We start from the raw sequence: 17,746 nt of genomic DNA on the forward strand, positions 1-17,746 counted from the left end.
GTGATCAGCGAAAAAACCCATAGTCAGATTATGCCACAGGGCCGAAACCCCGGGCTTCAGCCCGGGGAGTTTTCATTCGAAATCTGGCCTGAAAATGTCTATGCGAATTTCATGGGTGTTGCTGTCAGGTCCCGATAATATGAATTTCAAACCTTGTGTATCCCGGTGAATCACAAAGCTTTGATAAAACACATCCGGCCCTCCTGAGAGAATATAAAAGGCTTCGATATGACCGTCGTCTGCGGAATAACGGAGGATATCTCCGGGACATTCCAATAATCGCTCCTTTTTCACCAACGCATAGAAATGACCGTCCAATAAAGCCAAATCAAGAAAAACAGGAATCATCCCCATTCTTTGAAGTTCCGTTTGTGACGGTTTCTTTTTGAAAATTTCGCGCTCCAGATCCCGCACCCATCGAGGATCGGCCAGTTTTACTTTTTTTATTGGAAGACCTGCTCCATCATAGACACTCCAGTCTCCGAATAACTTATTGATAAAATGGGTGTGATCACCGGCACAAAAAAGCTTCCCGGTGTTGAGAATGAACTCAGCAAGCATCGGAGACCAGGGACTAAATCCCGAATAATCGATATCGATTTTATTGCCGAAATCCCGGATGAGTTTTCCATAAAAATCGTACTGATGAATCAACTTCGAATACCCTGACTCGGCTAGAAATAAACCATGCTGGAATGATTCCATGCTGCTGACCGCACTGAAAACACGAAATCGATTCAGGAAACCTCCATCTGTTCCGAACATGGAAATTCCGTTTCCATCAAGCACGCAAACCCGATCACTTGTTAGTGTTACTAAACTTGGATTCAGTAACTCTCCGGGACCTTGACCGCGCTTTCCGATTCTAAGAACTTCTCGGCCATCGTCTTTCAACTTGATAATCGCATGTTCTCGATTGTCAACGGCGAAAATTGTTCCTTTTTGGTCGACAACCAGCGGAGGAACGGACTTGAAAAAAACTTCATGCTCGGAAAGTGGCATCGTTTTCTCATATTTCAAGCGCATAACGTCTTGAGATAAGCAAGGCGTTGAAAGCATAAGGCACAAGAGGCATGTCCCCAATATTCTCATTTTAAAACCTCTTCATTTCGAGGAGCTTTCCATCGCTCGCGAAAACACAAACAAAATTACCATCGCCGTAAAGATTGCGACTCTTTTCAAATAAATAGTGTAAACGCTTGCTAATTCTTGTTGCGACACTCCAATCGGGAACATTGAAAGCTCGCTTAAAATTTTCTATATCATGGTCGGAGTAACTAAAATCGAAAAAAAAATAATGGGGAATATGTTGATCGCGGTATTCATCATATTGCGGCAAAGACCTGCAGATCAAATTGACATCTTTTATGAAATAAAAAGCTGTTATTGGCGAATTGCTAAGCTCTGCTAAAATTCCGAGATTCTGTTCGAGAGATGGCCGGATCCGTTCTTTTGGGGCGCGGCTATAAACATAGAAAACAGCGCTAATTATAAGAATAATAATCAACGCTATAAAGCTGAAAACGCCCCTTTCCGACCTTCCCACAATTGAAATATACCCCCCCCCATATCTAAAAGTCAAGCTTTTTTTATAAACGCGCAGCTTCGGTCAGGACGATTTATTCACGAGTCGAGGCGGCCGGATCTTCGTGGAAAAATCAGGCATATAAAAGAAATGCCGATAAGCCGGAAATCTTTCGGTTTGCCGGGAACCGAAGCTGTGCGCGTGTCGAGATTGCCTTTTCGACAAGGAAGCAGCTTGTGAAGGCGTAGTTGAGCTACGTCGAACAGGCTGCGACGCAGTCGGAATGGTGAGATCGGCACGCCCAAAGGGTTAAAAGAAGCCGGGAATATAGAGAAAAAAATAACCCCAGGCTTTTTTAACGCACAGCTTCGGTCAGGACGATTTATTCACGAGTCGAGGCGGCTGCAGATGCAAGGCGCGGAGGGTGAAGCTGTACTCTTCGGTACTGCGAACCCTGCGCAACGCAGCAGATGCGGTCGGATCGGCTCGCCCGAAGGGGGAAAATGCCGGTTTTTATAGAAAAAAAAACAGAACACCAGAAAAAATAGTGAGGCAGCACAACGGCATTTTTCTGAAGAAATCGGGCTAAGGGGTGATGTGGAGCCGCTTCATCATTTCATTGAGCGTCGTCGGCTTGACGCCGAGCAATTGGGCCGCCTTGTTTTGCGCGCCCTTGGTTTTTCGGAGGGCCGTGAGAATGAGCTTTTTCTGATACTCTTGGAGACGGTCCTTGAGAACCAGTGAGCCGTCCCCCGAAATCCCGGAGTCCTCGAACCGGTCGGCCGTAAGGAAAGGCGGGAGATGCTCCCGGGTGATCAGAGGTACATTCGACAACACGACGGCTCTTTCCATGAGATTTTCGAGCTCGCGGACGTTTCCGGGCCAGTGGTAGGCGTCCAGGATTTCGAGGGCATCCTCGGAGATGCCTTCGACCTCTTTGTCGTTTTCCCGGCTGAAGACGTCGATGAAATGCCGGGCCAGAAGCGGGATATCCTCTTTCCTGTCCCGCAAGGGAGGAAGTTCGATCTTGATGACATTCAGGCGGTAAAAAAGGTCCTTCCGGAATGTTTTCTGGGCGATCAGCTCCTCGATGTCGGTGTTCGTGGCGGCGATGATGCGGACGTCGACCCTGATGGTTTTGGTTCCTCCCAGCCTCATGAATTCCCTTTCCTGGAGCACGCGGAGTAACTTGGCCTGGGTCTCGATATTGAGAGACGAGATCTCATCGAAAAAAAGCGTTCCCTGGTCGGCCGCTTCGAAAAGACCTTTCTTGAGAGCGACGGCTCCCGTAAAGGCGCCCTTGACATGACCGAAAAGATGGCTTTCCAGGAGATCGGGCGGCAGGGAGCCGCTGTTGACGACGATAAAAGGCGCTTCCGACCTGGGGCTGTGCGTGTGCGAAGCCCGGGCCACGAGTTCCTTGCCGGTGCCGCTTTCGCCCTGGATGAGAATGGTGCTGCGCGAGGGCGCCACAGCCTGGATCAACTCGAAAACCTTCTGCATTCTTTGGCTTTTGCCGATGATGTTTTCGAAGCTGAACTTGCGGCGCAGTTCCTCCCTGAGCCGGGTGTTTTCCTCCTGAAGTTTCCGGTGGGCCAGGGCGCGCGAGACGGTCATCAGGAGGGCGTCGTTCTTGAAGGGCTTCTGGATGTAGTCATAGGCGCCGAGCTTCATGGCTGAAATGGCCGATTCGATGGAGGCGAAGGCCGTGATGATGATGACCGTGGCGTACGGATCAATCTTCAGGATTTTCTGCAGCGCCTCAATGCCGCCCATTCCCGGCATGAGAAGATCGAGAAGAACGAGATCGAAGGTCTGGGCGGCATGCTTGGCCAGGCCCTCTTCCCCCGAGGAGGATATTTCGACGTCGTATCCCTCGGCGGCCAGAAGCTGGCCCAGAACTTCCTGGATGATGGGTTCGTCGTCGATGACATGGATAAATCCCTGATGGCTCATGGTCTACTCCCGGCGGGAATGTCTGGCCTCGGCCGCGGCCGCCCGTGCGTCCATGGGAATGGAGATGGTGAATACCGTGCCCTTGTTCAACTCACTTTGAACGGAAATATGGCCGGCGTGTTCCTGGACGATGCCGTAGCTGATGGACAATCCGAGACCGGTCCCCTTTCCGATGCCTTTGGTTGTGAAAAACGGATCGAAGATGTGGGGCAGGTGCTCCGGTTTGATGCCGGTCCCCGAATCCCGGATCCGGATGACGACCTCCTGACCGGATCCCTTGAGTTCGATCCCCAGCCGTCCTCCGTCCGGCATGGCGTCCAGGGCGTTGAGAAAGATGTTGATGAACACCTGTTGCAGCCTCTCGCCCTGAACGTTGACCGGCGGAACCGGGTCCAGATCGAGTTCCAGAATGATATTCATGGTCTTGAGCTTGTAATCGATGAGGGACAGGATCTCTTCGAGGCTTTGCTTGAGATCCACCTTGTGGAAAGATTCGTCCGATGGGTTTCGGGCGAAACTCAGGAGGTTCTTGATGATCCGCCCGACGCGGTCGGTCTGGGTTTCGATTTTCTCGAGGATCTGTGTGTTGTGGGTGTCGGTGAGTTTTTTCTGCAGGATCTGAACGTAGCTTGAAATGCCGGTCAACGGGGTGTTGATCTCGTGGGCGACCCCCGCCGAGAGAAGCCCGATGGAGGCCAATTTCTCCGAAGTCAGGAGCTGGCGTTGAAGATTGATTTTTTCCGTGACGTCTTCAAAAACGATAATGGTCCCGTACGGCTGCATGCGGTTGTCGAGAAGGGGCGTGCGGGCGATGTCGAAGACCTTGGCCGGGCCTCGGGGGATTTCCAGGGGGATTTCGCTCAGAAGACGATAATCCTGCTGGGTGTCCGAGGGGAAAACGGCGGAAAAGGCCCGGCCGCCGATGACTTCGGACAGATTTCTGTTCATAACCGTGTGTTTTTTCATCCCGAAGAGGCTTTCCATGACGCGGTTCCAGCCGATGACCAGGCCCTTGTCATCGATCACGGTGACGCCCACGGTCAGGCTTTCGATGATGTTTTCGCTGTAATCCTTGAGCCTCTGCATTTCCCGGGCGCGGATGCTTTCCCGGTTGTAGAGGTAGGCGTTTTCCAGGGCCAGAGCCACCGAGGCGGAAATGGTGGCCAACAATTCCCAATCTTCGCTCGTCAGATAGGTTCCGTCGATCTTCCGGCCCATGCCCAGGAGGCCGATGATTTTGTCTTCGACTTTGAGGGGAAGAATATGAAAATAGCCGTGGGCCGCACAGGCTTCGAGATCGGGTTTCAGCTCCTGATAGTCCTGAAGGGCATAATAGGAGACAAAATCCCCCTCCTGGAGACGGGTCTGCATGGCATCTCCGATCCGGAGTTCTCCGGAGGGCGTCAGACGGTCTCCGTGGGATTTCAGCACCGAAAAGACATGGGGATCTTCCTCATCGGCCAGAAGGAGGGAAATCGTCCTCAGCGAAAGGGCGTTGGCGATCGAATCGAGAAGGGATTGCGACAAGTCCTGCAGATCTCTTTCCCGGCCGATTTCCTTGCTGATATGGAAGAGGGTTTTTCGGTATTCATAGCTCCGCCTGTAAATGACTCTGTCGAACAGGGCCTGAAAGAGTTTTTTCAGCGGGGTGAAAAGAGTCGATCCCAGGAGAATGGCCAGAATGCCGAGAATGATGACGTTGAGCCTGTTTTCGGAAAAAATGCGGGTCTGCGAACTGACGAAATAATAGAAGGTGGCGATGACGAAAAAGGTCATGACAAGGGTGGCCGCCTTCTTGATCAAGACCTCGAGATCGATGAGTTTATAGCGGGAAATGGAATAAGCGAAGGCCAGGGGGACAAGGGCCATCAGGAGAACGGTCAGTTCGGAAACGCTGGAGGGGGTTCGTCCGGCCAGGAAAGGCGTGACATAGAAGATCGAGAAGGGGAGGATGCCGAACCCGAGACCCGAGACGATGAATCGAAGCTGTTTCCGGATCAGCACGTTGGAGGCGCGGTGAGCGCTGTGCAAAACGGCCGAAGCGGCGGCCAGGGCGAACAGCGAAAAATGCAGAAGCCCCAGTCTTTCCAGAACGTCGTGGATGCGGAGAATTCCCGCGTCCTCGAGAAGGGTCGGACCGATCACGTGATAGACGATGCGGGACAGGAGAAAAACGACGGCGGGCGCATAAACCGAAAGAATGATTTGCGGCCGATGCCGGATGAGCTTTTTTCTCTGGGGAAAAATGAGGAAAAAATGGAGGAGCAGGGGGGGGAAAAGCAGGAAAGCGGCCTTATCCAGCCAGTAAAAAACCGTGTCGAGTCCGTCCAGCGATCCTGTTGGCGAAAACACCGCCAGGGAATAAAAAAGGATCGACAGGAGATAAAAATAGACATAGGGGGGGCTGAGTTTATCCCGGGAATTGATGAACACGATCAGGCTGATGAGAACCGTCGTCAAGCCCACAAGGGCCAGATAGAAATACACCGGATTCGGGCCGGATTTTTTCAGATAAAACGACGGATGGATCAGCAGACCGTCACGGTTGATCTCATAGATGACCATCTGGTCGAGGTGGGCGGCGAGCCAGATGTTTTTGGCGATATCGATCCGCGTGCCGACGGGATTCTTGTTGATGGAATACAGGATATCGCCTTTTCGGATGCCTGCCCTCAAATAAGCTTCGCTTCCCGTGTCGACGCGGGTGGCCGTCAGTCCTCCGGGGCGCATTTCCCAGGTGATGCCGTCCGTGGGTTCCTTCCAAACGGCTTTGCGCTGGACGTTGAACCCCCCCAGAACGAGAAGAACGGCGATGGGGACGGCCGCGAGAACCATGGCCTTTTTCATTGCGGAACGAGGCGGAAGGGCGGAGACGCTCAATGGAGGATATGCCGGACACCGGCCCGGGCGGCCCATTTGCTGGCCGGCTGACGAATCAATTTCCTCATCTCCTGGTCTTCCTTGAAGCCCAGGGGACGCGTACTTCTGGACAGAAAAGTGCTCAAATAATCGTATTTGGGTTTCTGGACGGGGATATCCTGGGGAGGAGATTCTTCCTGAGTGCGCCCGGGTGAAATCAGACAAAAGCACAGAAAAGCCGCCCCGATGATAAGTCTTTTCACGCCTTTAAGATAATGGCTTTTTCCCGGTCTTGTCAACCACCCGTCAAGTTCCGGTTTGACAAGAATCCGGGGATCGTCCGATAATGATTCAGACAATCCATAGGTGAAGGGCTCGTTCATGCCTTATTATCTCTGTCGTACGGCCGGCGAAGACGGACGCGTCGTCAAGCGTTCTCTCCTGGCTCCCTCGCGCGAGGAATGCCGGGATCACCTCGAAGGCCAGGGATTCCTGGTTCTTTCCGTATCCCGGGATTGGAAGAAAATCTCGCTGAAAGTCCCGGCTTTCGGGAAGAAAGTCAAGCTCAGGGATTTCATCCTGTTCAATCAGGAACTTATTGCGCTTATAAAATCGGGTTATCCGGTGCTCAAGAGCATTCAGGCCGTTGCGGCCCGCATGAAAAGCCTTCCCTTGAAGGAAATCCTCATCCGCGTAGAAGCGGATATCAAGGCGGGCAAGGCCCTCTCGGAGGCGTTTCGTCCTTACGAGGATCTGTTCTCCAAGGTCTATACCGCAGGTTTGATGGCGGGTGAACGCAGCGGGAATCTTCCGGGAGCTCTGGCCCGATACGTCCAATATGCCAAAGTCATCGCCGACACGAAATCCCGGGTTCGGGCGGCCCTGGCCTACCCGGCGATCCTCATCCTGTTTTCTTTCGTCCTCATGGCCATTCTCGTCAACTTCATCATCCCCAAGTTCGCCGACTTCTACCAGGATTTCGACACCCGGCTCCCGGTCGCGACCCAGTGGCTCCTGGCCGTGTCCATGGCCATCAGGAGCTGGTGGCCGTTCACCTTGACGGGCTCCGTTCTGGCTGTCCTCCTGTATATTCGAATGTTGCGCAAACCGAAAACCCGGCGGGGGATCGACCGGCTCCGCTTGCGCATCCCGTTCATCGGTTCCGTTCTTCTGGAATCCGGGGTCGCCCTGTTCTGCCGGACTCTCGGCCTTCTTCTCGAAGCGGGGATCTCGCTTCTTTCCGCGATCGGAATCGCCGTTCAGGCCGTTCCCAACACCCATATCATCCGGGATATGTCCCGGCTGGCCGACGATATCAAAAACGGCGAAAGCCTGTCCGGCGCTCTCTCCCGGGTGACGCTATTCCCCCCCCTGGCCCTGGACATGATCCGGATCGGGGAGACATCGGCCAACCTTCAGGGCATGCTGGCCGACGTCGCCGATTTCTACGACGAGAGAATTCGTGTTAAAATACAGGCGGCGGTGTCGATGATCGAACCCATCATCATCATCGTCATGGGACTGGTCGTGGCGGGGATGCTCCTTTCCGTGTACCTCCCGATTTTCAATATCATACGCGTGGCGCGTTAGGCGGGAACAAATGGCGAAACTGAGCCGCGAAGAAATGGACGATCTCCTCAGGGCCGAGGAGACTCAGACGAAGAAACTGGCCCAGAGATACCGGGTCCCTTATATCGATCTGGCTTCGGCCGCCCTGGATCGCACCCTCATCCAATCGTTCCCGGCGGATTTTCTCTATCGCCTGAATTTCGTTCCGATCAAGGACGGCGGCGAAACCCTGTCCATCGCCGTGGCCGACCCCTCGGACATCGCCGTGATTGACGCGGTCGAGTCCTTTCTCGGCCGCAAGGTCCAGGTCTTCGCCGCATCAAAAAGATCCATTCAGGAAGCCCTGCGCAAGGGAGAAACCGCCCAACAGGTTCTGAAAGGAGCCACGGAAGGGTTCATCACCCGGATCGTGAACGGGGCCGATGAGGAAAGCGATGACGTCATCTCGATCGAAAAGCTGGCCGACCAGGACGGCTCCATCATCAAGCTGGTTCACACCATCATCTTCACGGCGGTCCAGAAAAGAGCCAGCGACATTCACATCGAATCCAAGGACGACTTCGTCCGCATCAAATTCCGCCTGGACGGGGTCCTGGTCGAGGCCATGGATCCGATCGACAAGCAGTTCCAGTTGCCCATCATTTCGCGGATCAAGGTCATGAGCGACCTGGACATCGCCGAGCGGCGTGTGCCCCAGGACGGCCGCTTCCGCTTGAAGATCCGGGACAAAACGATCGACTTCCGTGTGTCCATCATGCCCTGCATTCACGGCGAGGATGCGGTTGTGCGTGTGCTCGACAAAGAGATGATCACCGAAGCCATTGCGGAGCTGAGATTGGACATGCTCGGTTTCACCGAGGACATCGAGAGACGGTTTCATAAATACATCACCCAGCCCTACGGCATGATTCTCGTGACCGGACCGACCGGGAGCGGGAAAACGACCACGCTCTACGCGGCCTTAACGGAGATCAAGTCCCCCGAAGACAAAATCGTGACCATCGAGGATCCCGTGGAGTACCAGATCGAAGGCATCACCCAGATCCCCGTCAACGAGAAAAAAGGACTGACCTTCGCCCGGGGTCTGAGATCCATTCTCCGGCATGACCCGGACAAGATCATGGTCGGCGAAATCCGCGATCCCGAGACGGCTCAGATCGCCATCCAGTCGGCCCTGACCGGCCACCTCGTTTTCACGACGGTCCATGCCAACAACGTCTTCGATGTCATCGGCCGTTTCCTGCACATGCAGGTCGACCCCTACAGCTTCATCTCCGCGCTCAACTGCATCCTGGCCCAAAGGCTGGTTCGGATTTTATGTCCGAAATGCAAGACGCCGGTCGAATACGATGACGTCCAACTCCGGGAATCGGGCCTGGATCCCACGCTCTACAGGGGACAGGTCTTTTATGAGCCCGTGGGATGTCCGGATTGCGCCATGACGGGATACCGCGGCCGGACGGCCATCGCAGAAATTCTCGAACTTTCGGATCCCATCCGCGAACTGATCCTTGAACGCAAGCCGCTCTCCGAAGTCAAGAAAAGAGCCCGGGCGGAAGGCATGTCATTCCTGAGAGAGATCGGCATCGAAAAAGTCCTGGAAGGCGCAACCAGTCTCAAGGATTTGAACAAGGTGACTTTCGTCGAATGAAGACCGCTCCGTTGCTGAAGCGTTGGCGGGAGGCTTTCTTCAGAACGCCTCTTCCCGATGTGGCCATCCAGATCACCTCCCGATTTCTCTGCGGTGTCCGGATTCATCCCGCGGAAAGAAAAGCCGGCGCTCATTTCATCCTCCCTTTGCCGGCCGGGGTTCTCAGGCCGTCCTTCGACAAGCCGAATCTTATCCGTCCCGAGGTTCTGGAAGAGCTCATCCGGGAAGGAACGCGCCGCCTCGGACTGGAGTCGGGAAAGGCCGCCTTGCTGTTGCCCGAATCGAGCGCCCGCGTCGTCATTCTGCCCCTCCCGTCTTGGCCCCGTTCCCTGAAAGAGAGAGACCGCATCGTGCGCTGGAGAACGGCCAAACTCATGCCTCTTTTGCCGGAGGACGCGCATCTGGTTTATCAGAGATATCCCCGGTCCTCTTCCGGAAAGGTCGTCGTTCTGGCGGCGCGCCGAAGTGTCGTCGCCGAATATGAGGATCTGGCCGATCGTCTGCGATTCCGATCGAACATGGTCACCCTGCCCTCGCTGACCCTGGTCAATCTTTTAAAAAACAACGCGGATCCGGACGTTCTTCTCATCGATGTCGAAGAGGATGCCCTGAGCCTGGCCGCGGTCATTGACCGGGACATTTCCCTTTTCCGGCAAAAACCCTATGGAACGGAGCGACAATCCGGAGAGTCTTCAGGCCCGGATCGGGATGCCATTCTCCAGGACGTCGAGAATACCCTGCATTTCATCGAGGACAGGGAAAAGCGCAGAATTCCCGCAGCCCGGCTCCGGCTCGGCCTTCTCGATGGAGGAAACGGCATGGCGGAGGCTCTGCATAACGGACTGTCCATCCCCGTTGTGCCCGCAGAGGAATGGATCCCGGTCGTTTCCGGCCCGGCGGACATCCTGGCGGCGGTTGCGGGATTGACGTCATGACACCAAAACCTGAGCGCAACCTGCATTTGAACCTGTCCCGCCGGCCCGCCCGAAACACGCTGTTTTTTCGGGTGGCTCTTGCCGTGCTGGCAGGACTCTTTTTCGGGCTTTCCGCAGGGGCCGCGTTTCTTATTGTGCGGACGGGTTCGGAGATGAAAAATCTACGGGTTTCCCTGGAGAAGACGGCTCGGGCGACGGCATCGCTGCAGGCCGAGGAACGCCGGGAGGCGGCGGCCGTGCAGGCGGTGGAAAAGGAACTCGGCAAGACCGTCGAAGCCGTCAATTCCGCAATCTTCCGTAAAAGCTACCGGTTGACCGATGTTCTTGCGGCCTGGGAATCCGCTCTTCCCGATGGAAGCCATGTCGCCGCATTTTCTCCGGCCTTTTCCGGACCGTCGGCCCTGGCCATCCGGGCCAAGGTCGTTTCCCGAAACTTGGAGGATCTCCATCTTCTCGTCGAAAATCTTCGTCGACGGGATTTCCGGAACATTCGCGTCGAAAACGAAACCCAGGACGATCAAGGCCGTCTCGTGGCCGAAATCACCATGAGCCATGAAAGACTATTTTGAGCTGTTGAGCGGTGGAGAAAAGCGCGGGCTGGGCCTGCTTTTCTTGGGCTCCACCGCAGCGTTGGTCCTGATCGCCGGAGTGATGCTCTTCCGGAATCCGGAATTGGACCGGACCCGGGACCGTCTGGCCCGGGCCGAAACCGTCCTGCAAAGTGCGGAGAGGGCGTTCGAGGAAAAACAGGCCGACCGAAAAGCCTGGGAAGCGGCCCGCCGGGACTTGGAAGATCTGCGGAAAGGCTTTTTCTACAGCGGAGAGGGGGCCATGGAGGCTCTTCGTGTCGATATCGGCCGGATTTTGGCCGGAGTCGGCGCCCAAGTCCCTCCGCTCAAATACGGCTACTCGGGAAAAGACGACGATCCTCTCAAAAAAATCACGGTCTCTTTTGCCTACAAAGGTTCGTATCAATCGGTCCGGAGGCTTCTGGCCGAAATCGAAAAATTTCCCCGCTTGCTGACCATCGAATCCGTCGCCTTTCAAAACCCCGGCCCGGGAGGAATTCTGGATCTGAGGCTGACATTGGCGGGATATCATGAATAAACGATGCACGACTGTCATCATGTCTCTCTTATGGCTGTGGCCGGGAATCGGAACGGCGTTTTCGGGCTCTGCTGACCTTGGAGGAGAAGAGACACGCGAACCACAGAAAGAAGAGTCCGCCCGCCCGCCTATCATCCGATCGGACCTTCTTGACGTTGCCGGCGAAAAGGGCCTTCCACAAGTTCGGGATATCTTCGTTCCCAAACCGGCGGTTTCTGTTTCCTCCGTTACGGATCGTCCCGATCTTGCGGGACTTCCACTGGTGGAGAGCCGGTTTCCCGAAATGGGAGTCGCCTCCTTTCGCCAACCCGTCCACTTGACCTACACCGGATACGTTTCATCCGGTTCGTTTTATATCGCCCTTATTGTCTATCAGGGGCAACCCATGGCCGTTGCGGAAGGGGAAGAGATCGGTCCCGGAATCCGAATCGTCCGCATTACGCCCGATAAACTGGAAATCGCCGAACCCGATTCCGAAGTCAAGGCCTTCCCCATCGAAGGAGATCTGTCATGAAGAAGACCATCCTCTTGCCCGTCATCCTTTCCATCCTTTGGGGATGTTCGGGGTTTTCCACGGCCTATAAACAGGGGGGGCGGGCTGAAATCAACAGGGATTGGGATGCCGCCATTCTCCATTACGAACAGGCTGCCCTCGAAAATCCGCGGGAACCGGTCTATCGGTTGGCCCTCATGAGGGCTCGGGCTTCCGCCTCCCTGTCCTATCTCCAAAAAGCCAGAAATCTTGCGGCGCAGGAGAAAATTGACGAGGCTCTCGAAGTCTATGCCAAAGCCCTCCAATACGATCCCCAGAACCGTTTGGCCGCGCGGGAAGCGCTGGCCCTCACCGAGGAAAAGCCGCCGGAAAAAACGGAAAGGCCGTCTCTTCTGGAACCTCCGGTCCGGCTGCAGACCCCCGAGGAAAAGATCCGGTTGAAATTCTCCGAGGCCTCTCTCCGGTCCGTATTCCAGGCTCTCAGCCGCCACAGCGGGGTCAATGTCCTTTATGATGAGCAGTTCCGGGATGTCCCCGTGACCATCGATCTCACCGATCTGACAGTCGAGGATGCCGTCATTCAGCTTTGTCTGGCAACCCGGAACCATTTTCGGATCATCGATCGGAAGACCGTCATCATTTATCCCGATCAGCCGATGAAGCGTCTTCAGTATGAAATGAATGTCGTCAAAACATTCTTTCTCTCCAATATCAACGCCCAGGAAGCCCAGACGGGGCTGGCCATGATGGTCCGCAGCCAGTACAAGGCGCCCATCATCACCGTCGACAAGAATCTGAATGCCCTGACCATCCGGGATACTCCAGCGGCTGTAGCTCTGGCGGAACGGCTCATCCGTTTGTGGGATAAACCTCAGGGCGAAGTGATCATCGATCTGGAAATCATGGAGGTTTCGCGGATCAAGCTCAAGAAACTCGGACTCGATCTGTCCCAGAACATTCTGGGATTGCGGTATGGAGGCCAGGAGACGGGAGGAGAGGACTCGGGCTGGTTCGACTTGAACACCATCGATCTTGCCCGGACCGGGAACTATCAAATCTCGCTTCCCAGCGCGTTTCTCCAGTTTCTCGAAACGGAAGGCGATACCAAGATCATCGCCCAGCCCCGCCTGCGCGGCCTGGATTCCCAGGACATCAAGTACCTGGTCGGTCAGAAGATCCCCATTCCGCAGACGACCTTTACGCCCTTCGCAGCCGGTGGGGTCAGCCAGCAACCGATCACAAGCTATACCTATCAGGATGTGGGCATCGACGTGAAGATCAAACCCCGCATCCACCTCGAAAAGGACATCTCCCTGGAGATCGAAATCAAGATCACCTCGATCGGCGATACGGGATTTGCCGGCATCCCCATCATCACCACCCGCGAGGTCAAGAATATCATCCGTCTGAAGGACGGTGAAACCAACCTTCTGGCCGGGCTCCTCCGCGATGAAGAGAGGCGGTCGCTTAAGGGGATTGCGCTCCTCAAGGATGTGCCTCTTCTTGGGACGCTTTTTTCCAATACGGACAGGCAGATCGAGCAAACCGACGTCATTCTGACAATCACGCCCTATATCATCCGGGCCATTCCCATGACCGAGGAGGATGAACGTCCGGTCTGGGTGGACACCGAGGGCCTCAGCCGGTCCGCTGCATCAACACCCTTTTTGCCCATGGATGAGATGGCGGCCGCTGTCCGCATGCCTGTCGCTCCGGTTTCCGGCCGGCCGGGCGGAGAGGACCCTGAGAACGAGGAGACCGGTTCCCATGTCCTGTTCTTAAATCCTCCGAATTTCGAATTGCCGCAGGGTCGCGAATTCCGGATCAGTCTCGACATGAGAACGAACAGGGATATTGCAACGATGTCCCTCAACCTCTCCTTCAATCCCCAGATCATTCGATTGAAGGATATTCAGGAAGGCGGTCTCATCCGGCAGATCGGCCCGTCCGTACCTTTTTTAAAGAATATCGACAACACCGGAGGCGGGGCCACGATCGGAATTTCGAGCCCGACTCCGGGCAAGGGGTTCAAAGGGGTCGGGCTTCTGGCTGTTCTTGTTTTTGAATCCGTCGGGCCCGGCGAATCCCATGTGACCATTTCGGGCATCACGGCCAACACTCCGGCCGGGGCGGCGGTGGTTTTTTCGAAAAACGAATCGCGCGTTTCCGTTCGCTGACATGACGGTCATCCTGACGGGCCCGCGCCGGTCCGGGAAAACGACGCTCCTGCGGGATGTTGCGACATCCTGGAAGAGGCGCGGCATGTCGTTTGGAGGCATTCTGAGCCTGGCTGTCGGGTCCCCCGAAGATGTATCGGGGTATGATATATACAACCTGGAAACCGGAGAGGTCTTTCCATTTCTCCGCCGCGAAGGTCATCAGGAATGGGAAAAAACCGGTCGCTTTGCGGTTCTTCCGGGCGCTGTTGCGGCCGCCTCCGAGATTATGCTCCGCGTTTCACCGGATAACCCCGTGATCATTGATGAGGCCGGACCTCTCGAACTTCAGGGGCGCGGATGGTGGCCGGCCGCGGCCCGGTTGCTCTCCACGCCGTCCCGGCCGATTCTGCTTGTCGTCCGGGACGGCTTCCTGGAACGATTCTGCACTTTTGCCGGTCTGGAACGTCCCGATGTTGTTTCCGTCGATGATCCGTGTGCCGCCGTTAAAATCGAAGGAGGCCTTTTCGGGTGATCGCCGTCAAGGTCCGTTTCTTTGCCTATTTCCGCGAACTTTTCGGTGCCTCGGAACTCACGACGGAACTTCCCGATGGGGCCGCGGTCGGCGATCTTCTCGAAAATCTTTGCGATTCACCCGTGAGAAAGCGCGAGTTCTATTCGGAGCGGTTGCTGCGCAGTCACATTGTCGTCATGATCAACGGCCGGCCCATCGATCCGCGCCGGGGTTTGGAAGAGCTGCTTCATGACGGAGACGTGGTTGCCGTGTTCCCTTTTTTGGGAGGAGGCTGAGGATCGGCCGGCATTTTTTGACTCCGGATTTTAAATGTGATAAAATAGCACTGGTTGGATTGAATACAACTCAGATGGAGGGAACATGAAAAGAGTCCTGGTGTTTGTGGTTGCCCTTTTGGTTTTTGCCGGTGTGTCCCATGCCGAGCTTCCCTTTACCGTGGAAGGCGCGGCCAACCTGACCATTGGGGAGGGAGAAACCCTGTTCGGAATCAGCGGCGGAGCCCTTTTCGATATCACGGAAAAGATCCGTCTCCGGGCCACGGTGTTGAATCTCAACTTGACGGAAGGAACAGCTCTCTATCTGGGGACCGGAATGAATCTGGATGTCCTCTTCAGCTTCGCGGCCTCCAAATTCGCCCCTTATGCCGTGGGCGGGTTCCATCTGAACACGATGGAAAACTTCACCTCCCTCAAGCTGAACGTCGGTGGAGGTGCGGAGTTCGTCTCCGGGAAAAACCTGACGCCCTTTGTCGAAGCCGTTCTGGGCATCGCTTCGATCAGTTTCGGTGGAATCTCCGATTCTTCGACGTCGGTCGCGATCCGCGGCGGCGTCCGCTTCCGTTGATTCCTGAAGAAAATGCCGATATCCGGGGAGGCTTGAAAAAGCCTCCCCTTTTTTTTATGTCTGCGGCTTCAAGCCCTGGAGCCCGGGTCGGATCGGGCGGACGAATCAGCAGACGGCCGGGTCCGCCGTTTTGAAATTCGGGGGATAGCGTGGACGTCATTTTTCTGATTGCGGCCCTTCTGGTGATGGCGGCCGGCCTGGCCGGAACCATTCTTCCTTTCCTTCCCGGAATCCCGCTGATCTACACGGGCTATGTCATCTATGGTTTGGGAACCGGGTGGCGGGATTACGGGGGAAAAACCATGCTCGTCTGGGGCGCCGTCGTTCTGGTCAGCATCGCCCTGGACTATTACGCGGGGATTCTCGGCGCGAAAAAGTACGGCGCCTCGGCGGCGGGCATCTGGGGGAGTATTCTGGGGGGAGTCCTGGGCCTGGTTTTTCTCGGCTTTATCGGCCTTCTGGCAGGAACGTTCCTCGGCGCCGCCTCGGGGGAATTGTTGTCAGGCAAGAGCTCCCGCAGCGCGTGGCGCGCCGGGTGGGGAACCTTTGTCGGATTTCTGGCCGGAACGCTATTTAAAATCGTTCTCGGCGTCGTGATGATCGGCGCTTTTTTCTGGCGGATAGTGTTTTAACGATGACTCGGGTCAGGCCTTGGCCGTTTCGATTTCCAGTTCCGAGCCGCGCGTGCAATAGTAACCGTTCTTGAGTTCCATGGGGACGTAGATCGGGCAATCCGCGCAAAGGCATCCCTTTTCCTCGGTAATGATCTTGCTCTTGCCGATCAAAGGATGACAGAAGCCGGACTCGATTTCCTCGGCAACGTAGGACGGGCAGGTTTTGCAGATGCAGGCGTCCTTGACCATGGGCAGCTTTTCCTCGAAATCGGCGATCATGGCCTCGGTCTCTTCGTGCGTCTTGCCCATTTTTTCCATGAGAATTTTATGGAGGACTTCCCTTCGGTCTTCGAGGGTTTCTCCGACGGCAGGGGCAAAATGCTCAACGGGTTCGACATCTATGACGCCGACGGCGATGTCGGTTTCCTTCCTCCTGCAGGCCGAACCGCCGAGATAGGCCATAAAAGCCGCGGCGAGTCCGCATCCGCCCTTCTCGAAAAAATCACGTCTCTTCATTTTTCCCTCCTCTTAAAATCATTACCTCATAAATCGGTCGCTCTGTCAACCCCGTCGGAAGAAAACACAATCCGCATCGGGGGCGGGAGGTTCAAATGGGAGGTTATAGACCGACGGCGTCCTTGACGGCGAAGCGGCCGTCGCCGTCGATTTTCAGCCGTGCGGCCGCGATATCCGGGTCGTGACCGAAGACGACGATCCAGTTTCCGTCCACGGCCCGCCTGAGGAAATCCTCCTTGTCGGCCATGGCCTGCTCGGCGTGGATGTCGAATCCCATGGTGTAGGCGATGGGAATATGATGGGACGTCGGGATCATGTCGGCGGGGAAAGCCACGGTCTCTCGCCCGGCTTTCACTTCGACCCATTGATGGCCGCGTGTATGGCCGTTCGAGGTGTGAACCCATATGCCGGGATGGATTTCCCGGGAGCCTTGGGCGGGAACGCATTCGGCCTTTTCAAGAAGCTCAAGATAATCCTTCCTATAACCGGCCTTTTCGCGGGAGTTCGGATTCAGCGCATTGGATAGATTATCGGCCTGGACATGGATGCGGGCCCGCGGGTAGCGGAGTCGCAGCGCATTTCCCGGCCCGCGAACGGCGATGCCCCCGGCGTGGTCGATATGGAGATGGCTGAGGATGACATCCGTGACGGCCTCGGGGTCAAGGGCCGGGCCGCCGGCGGGGGGCGGCTCCATGGCATAGATGGAAAGGATTCTTTCAGGCCAGTAATCGCCGTTTCCGGCATCGACCATAAACAGCCGGTCCGCATCGCGGACCAGGAGGGATCGTGTCGCCAGGCGGATGCGGTTGTCGGCGTCCGCGGCGATCCGGCGCGACCAGACGACTTTGGGAATGGGGCCGAACATGGCCCCGCCGTCCACCCGGAAGAACCCGTGGTTGTGAACGGAAACTTCGAACCGGTCGATTTTCATTTCGCGTTTTCCGGGGACATGCTACCACATCCCCAAAACCCGCGCCAGAACATGTC

At 55.8% G+C, this 17,746-nt stretch carries 16 protein-coding genes; 11 read left to right on the forward strand and 5 right to left on the reverse strand.

Going from position 1 to position 17,746, the window contains the following annotated elements:
- Positions 1-72: 72 nt before the first annotated feature.
- The 3 genes from SCM96_14220 to SCM96_14230 form a co-directional block, all read right to left on the reverse strand.
- Positions 73-1,002 carry a hypothetical protein gene (locus tag SCM96_14220; GenBank protein ID MDW7761777.1) on the reverse strand — a complete coding sequence of 310 codons (930 nt, stop codon included), beginning with the start codon at positions 1,000-1,002 and terminating at the stop codon, positions 73-75.
- 1,108 nt (positions 1,003-2,110) lie between these two features.
- Entirely contained in the window at positions 2,111-3,481 is a 1,371-nt protein-coding gene (locus SCM96_14225) for a sigma-54 dependent transcriptional regulator (protein MDW7761778.1), read from the reverse strand.
- 3 nt (positions 3,482-3,484) lie between these two features.
- A complete protein-coding gene (locus SCM96_14230) occupies positions 3,485-6,316 on the reverse strand; it encodes an ATP-binding protein (GenBank protein MDW7761779.1) in 2,832 nt (943 codons plus the stop codon).
- Positions 6,317-6,721: 405 nt separating this feature from the next.
- Here SCM96_14230 and SCM96_14235 point away from each other — a divergent pair, with 405 nt between their 5' ends.
- The 11 genes from SCM96_14235 (at position 6,722) to SCM96_14285 (ending at position 16,261) form a co-directional block, all read left to right on the forward strand.
- Complete coding sequence (locus SCM96_14235) at positions 6,722-7,930, forward strand: type II secretion system F family protein (GenBank protein MDW7761780.1); 1,209 nt, start codon at positions 6,722-6,724, stop codon at positions 7,928-7,930.
- 10 nt (positions 7,931-7,940) lie between these two features.
- Positions 7,941-9,560, forward strand: coding sequence for a GspE/PulE family protein (locus tag SCM96_14240; GenBank protein MDW7761781.1), 1,620 nt, complete (start codon positions 7,941-7,943; stop codon positions 9,558-9,560).
- A complete protein-coding gene (locus SCM96_14245; GenBank protein MDW7761782.1) occupies positions 9,557-10,495 on the forward strand; it encodes a hypothetical protein in 939 nt (312 codons plus the stop codon). The genes SCM96_14240 and SCM96_14245 overlap by 4 nt, the downstream gene beginning before the upstream one ends.
- The gene (locus SCM96_14250) at positions 10,492-11,064 is read left to right on the forward strand and encodes a hypothetical protein (GenBank protein ID MDW7761783.1); all 573 of its coding nucleotides are present in this window, start codon (positions 10,492-10,494) and stop codon (positions 11,062-11,064) included. The genes SCM96_14245 and SCM96_14250 overlap by 4 nt, the downstream gene beginning before the upstream one ends.
- A complete protein-coding gene (locus tag SCM96_14255) occupies positions 11,048-11,602 on the forward strand; it encodes a hypothetical protein (protein MDW7761784.1) in 555 nt (184 codons plus the stop codon). Before SCM96_14250 ends, SCM96_14255 begins: the two co-directional genes overlap by 17 nt.
- Positions 11,595-12,116 carry a hypothetical protein gene (locus SCM96_14260; protein MDW7761785.1) on the forward strand — a complete coding sequence of 174 codons (522 nt, stop codon included), beginning with the start codon at positions 11,595-11,597 and terminating at the stop codon, positions 12,114-12,116. The genes SCM96_14255 and SCM96_14260 overlap by 8 nt, the downstream gene beginning before the upstream one ends.
- Positions 12,113-14,272, forward strand: coding sequence for a secretin N-terminal domain-containing protein (locus SCM96_14265; GenBank protein MDW7761786.1), 2,160 nt, complete (start codon positions 12,113-12,115; stop codon positions 14,270-14,272). The genes SCM96_14260 and SCM96_14265 overlap by 4 nt, the downstream gene beginning before the upstream one ends.
- A gap of 1 nt (position 14,273) precedes the next feature.
- Positions 14,274-14,786: a nucleoside-triphosphatase gene (locus tag SCM96_14270; GenBank protein MDW7761787.1), complete on the forward strand. Its 513-nt coding sequence runs from the start codon at positions 14,274-14,276 to the stop codon at positions 14,784-14,786.
- Entirely contained in the window at positions 14,783-15,061 is a 279-nt protein-coding gene (locus SCM96_14275; protein ID MDW7761788.1) for a MoaD/ThiS family protein, read from the forward strand. Before SCM96_14270 ends, SCM96_14275 begins: the two co-directional genes overlap by 4 nt.
- Before the next feature lie 85 nt (positions 15,062-15,146).
- Positions 15,147-15,629 (forward strand): hypothetical protein, encoded by a 483-nt coding sequence (locus SCM96_14280; GenBank protein ID MDW7761789.1) that lies wholly within the window; start codon positions 15,147-15,149, stop codon positions 15,627-15,629.
- 149 nt (positions 15,630-15,778) lie between these two features.
- Positions 15,779-16,261 (forward strand): DUF456 domain-containing protein, encoded by a 483-nt coding sequence (locus tag SCM96_14285; protein MDW7761790.1) that lies wholly within the window; start codon positions 15,779-15,781, stop codon positions 16,259-16,261.
- A 12-nt stretch (positions 16,262-16,273) separates the two neighbouring features.
- On the opposite strand, the gene SCM96_14290 is transcribed toward SCM96_14285, so the two are convergent.
- Entirely contained in the window at positions 16,274-16,759 is a 486-nt protein-coding gene (locus SCM96_14290; GenBank protein MDW7761791.1) for a DUF2769 domain-containing protein, read from the reverse strand.
- Positions 16,760-16,862: 103 nt separating this feature from the next.
- The gene (locus SCM96_14295; GenBank protein MDW7761792.1) at positions 16,863-17,690 is read right to left on the reverse strand and encodes an MBL fold metallo-hydrolase; all 828 of its coding nucleotides are present in this window, start codon (positions 17,688-17,690) and stop codon (positions 16,863-16,865) included.
- Between the last annotated feature and the right edge of the window lie 56 nt (positions 17,691-17,746).

Source organism: Acidobacteriota bacterium, assembly GCA_033549365.1.
In the GTDB taxonomy this organism is placed as follows: Bacteria; Acidobacteriota; Aminicenantia; order Aminicenantales; family Saccharicenantaceae; genus JAWSUF01.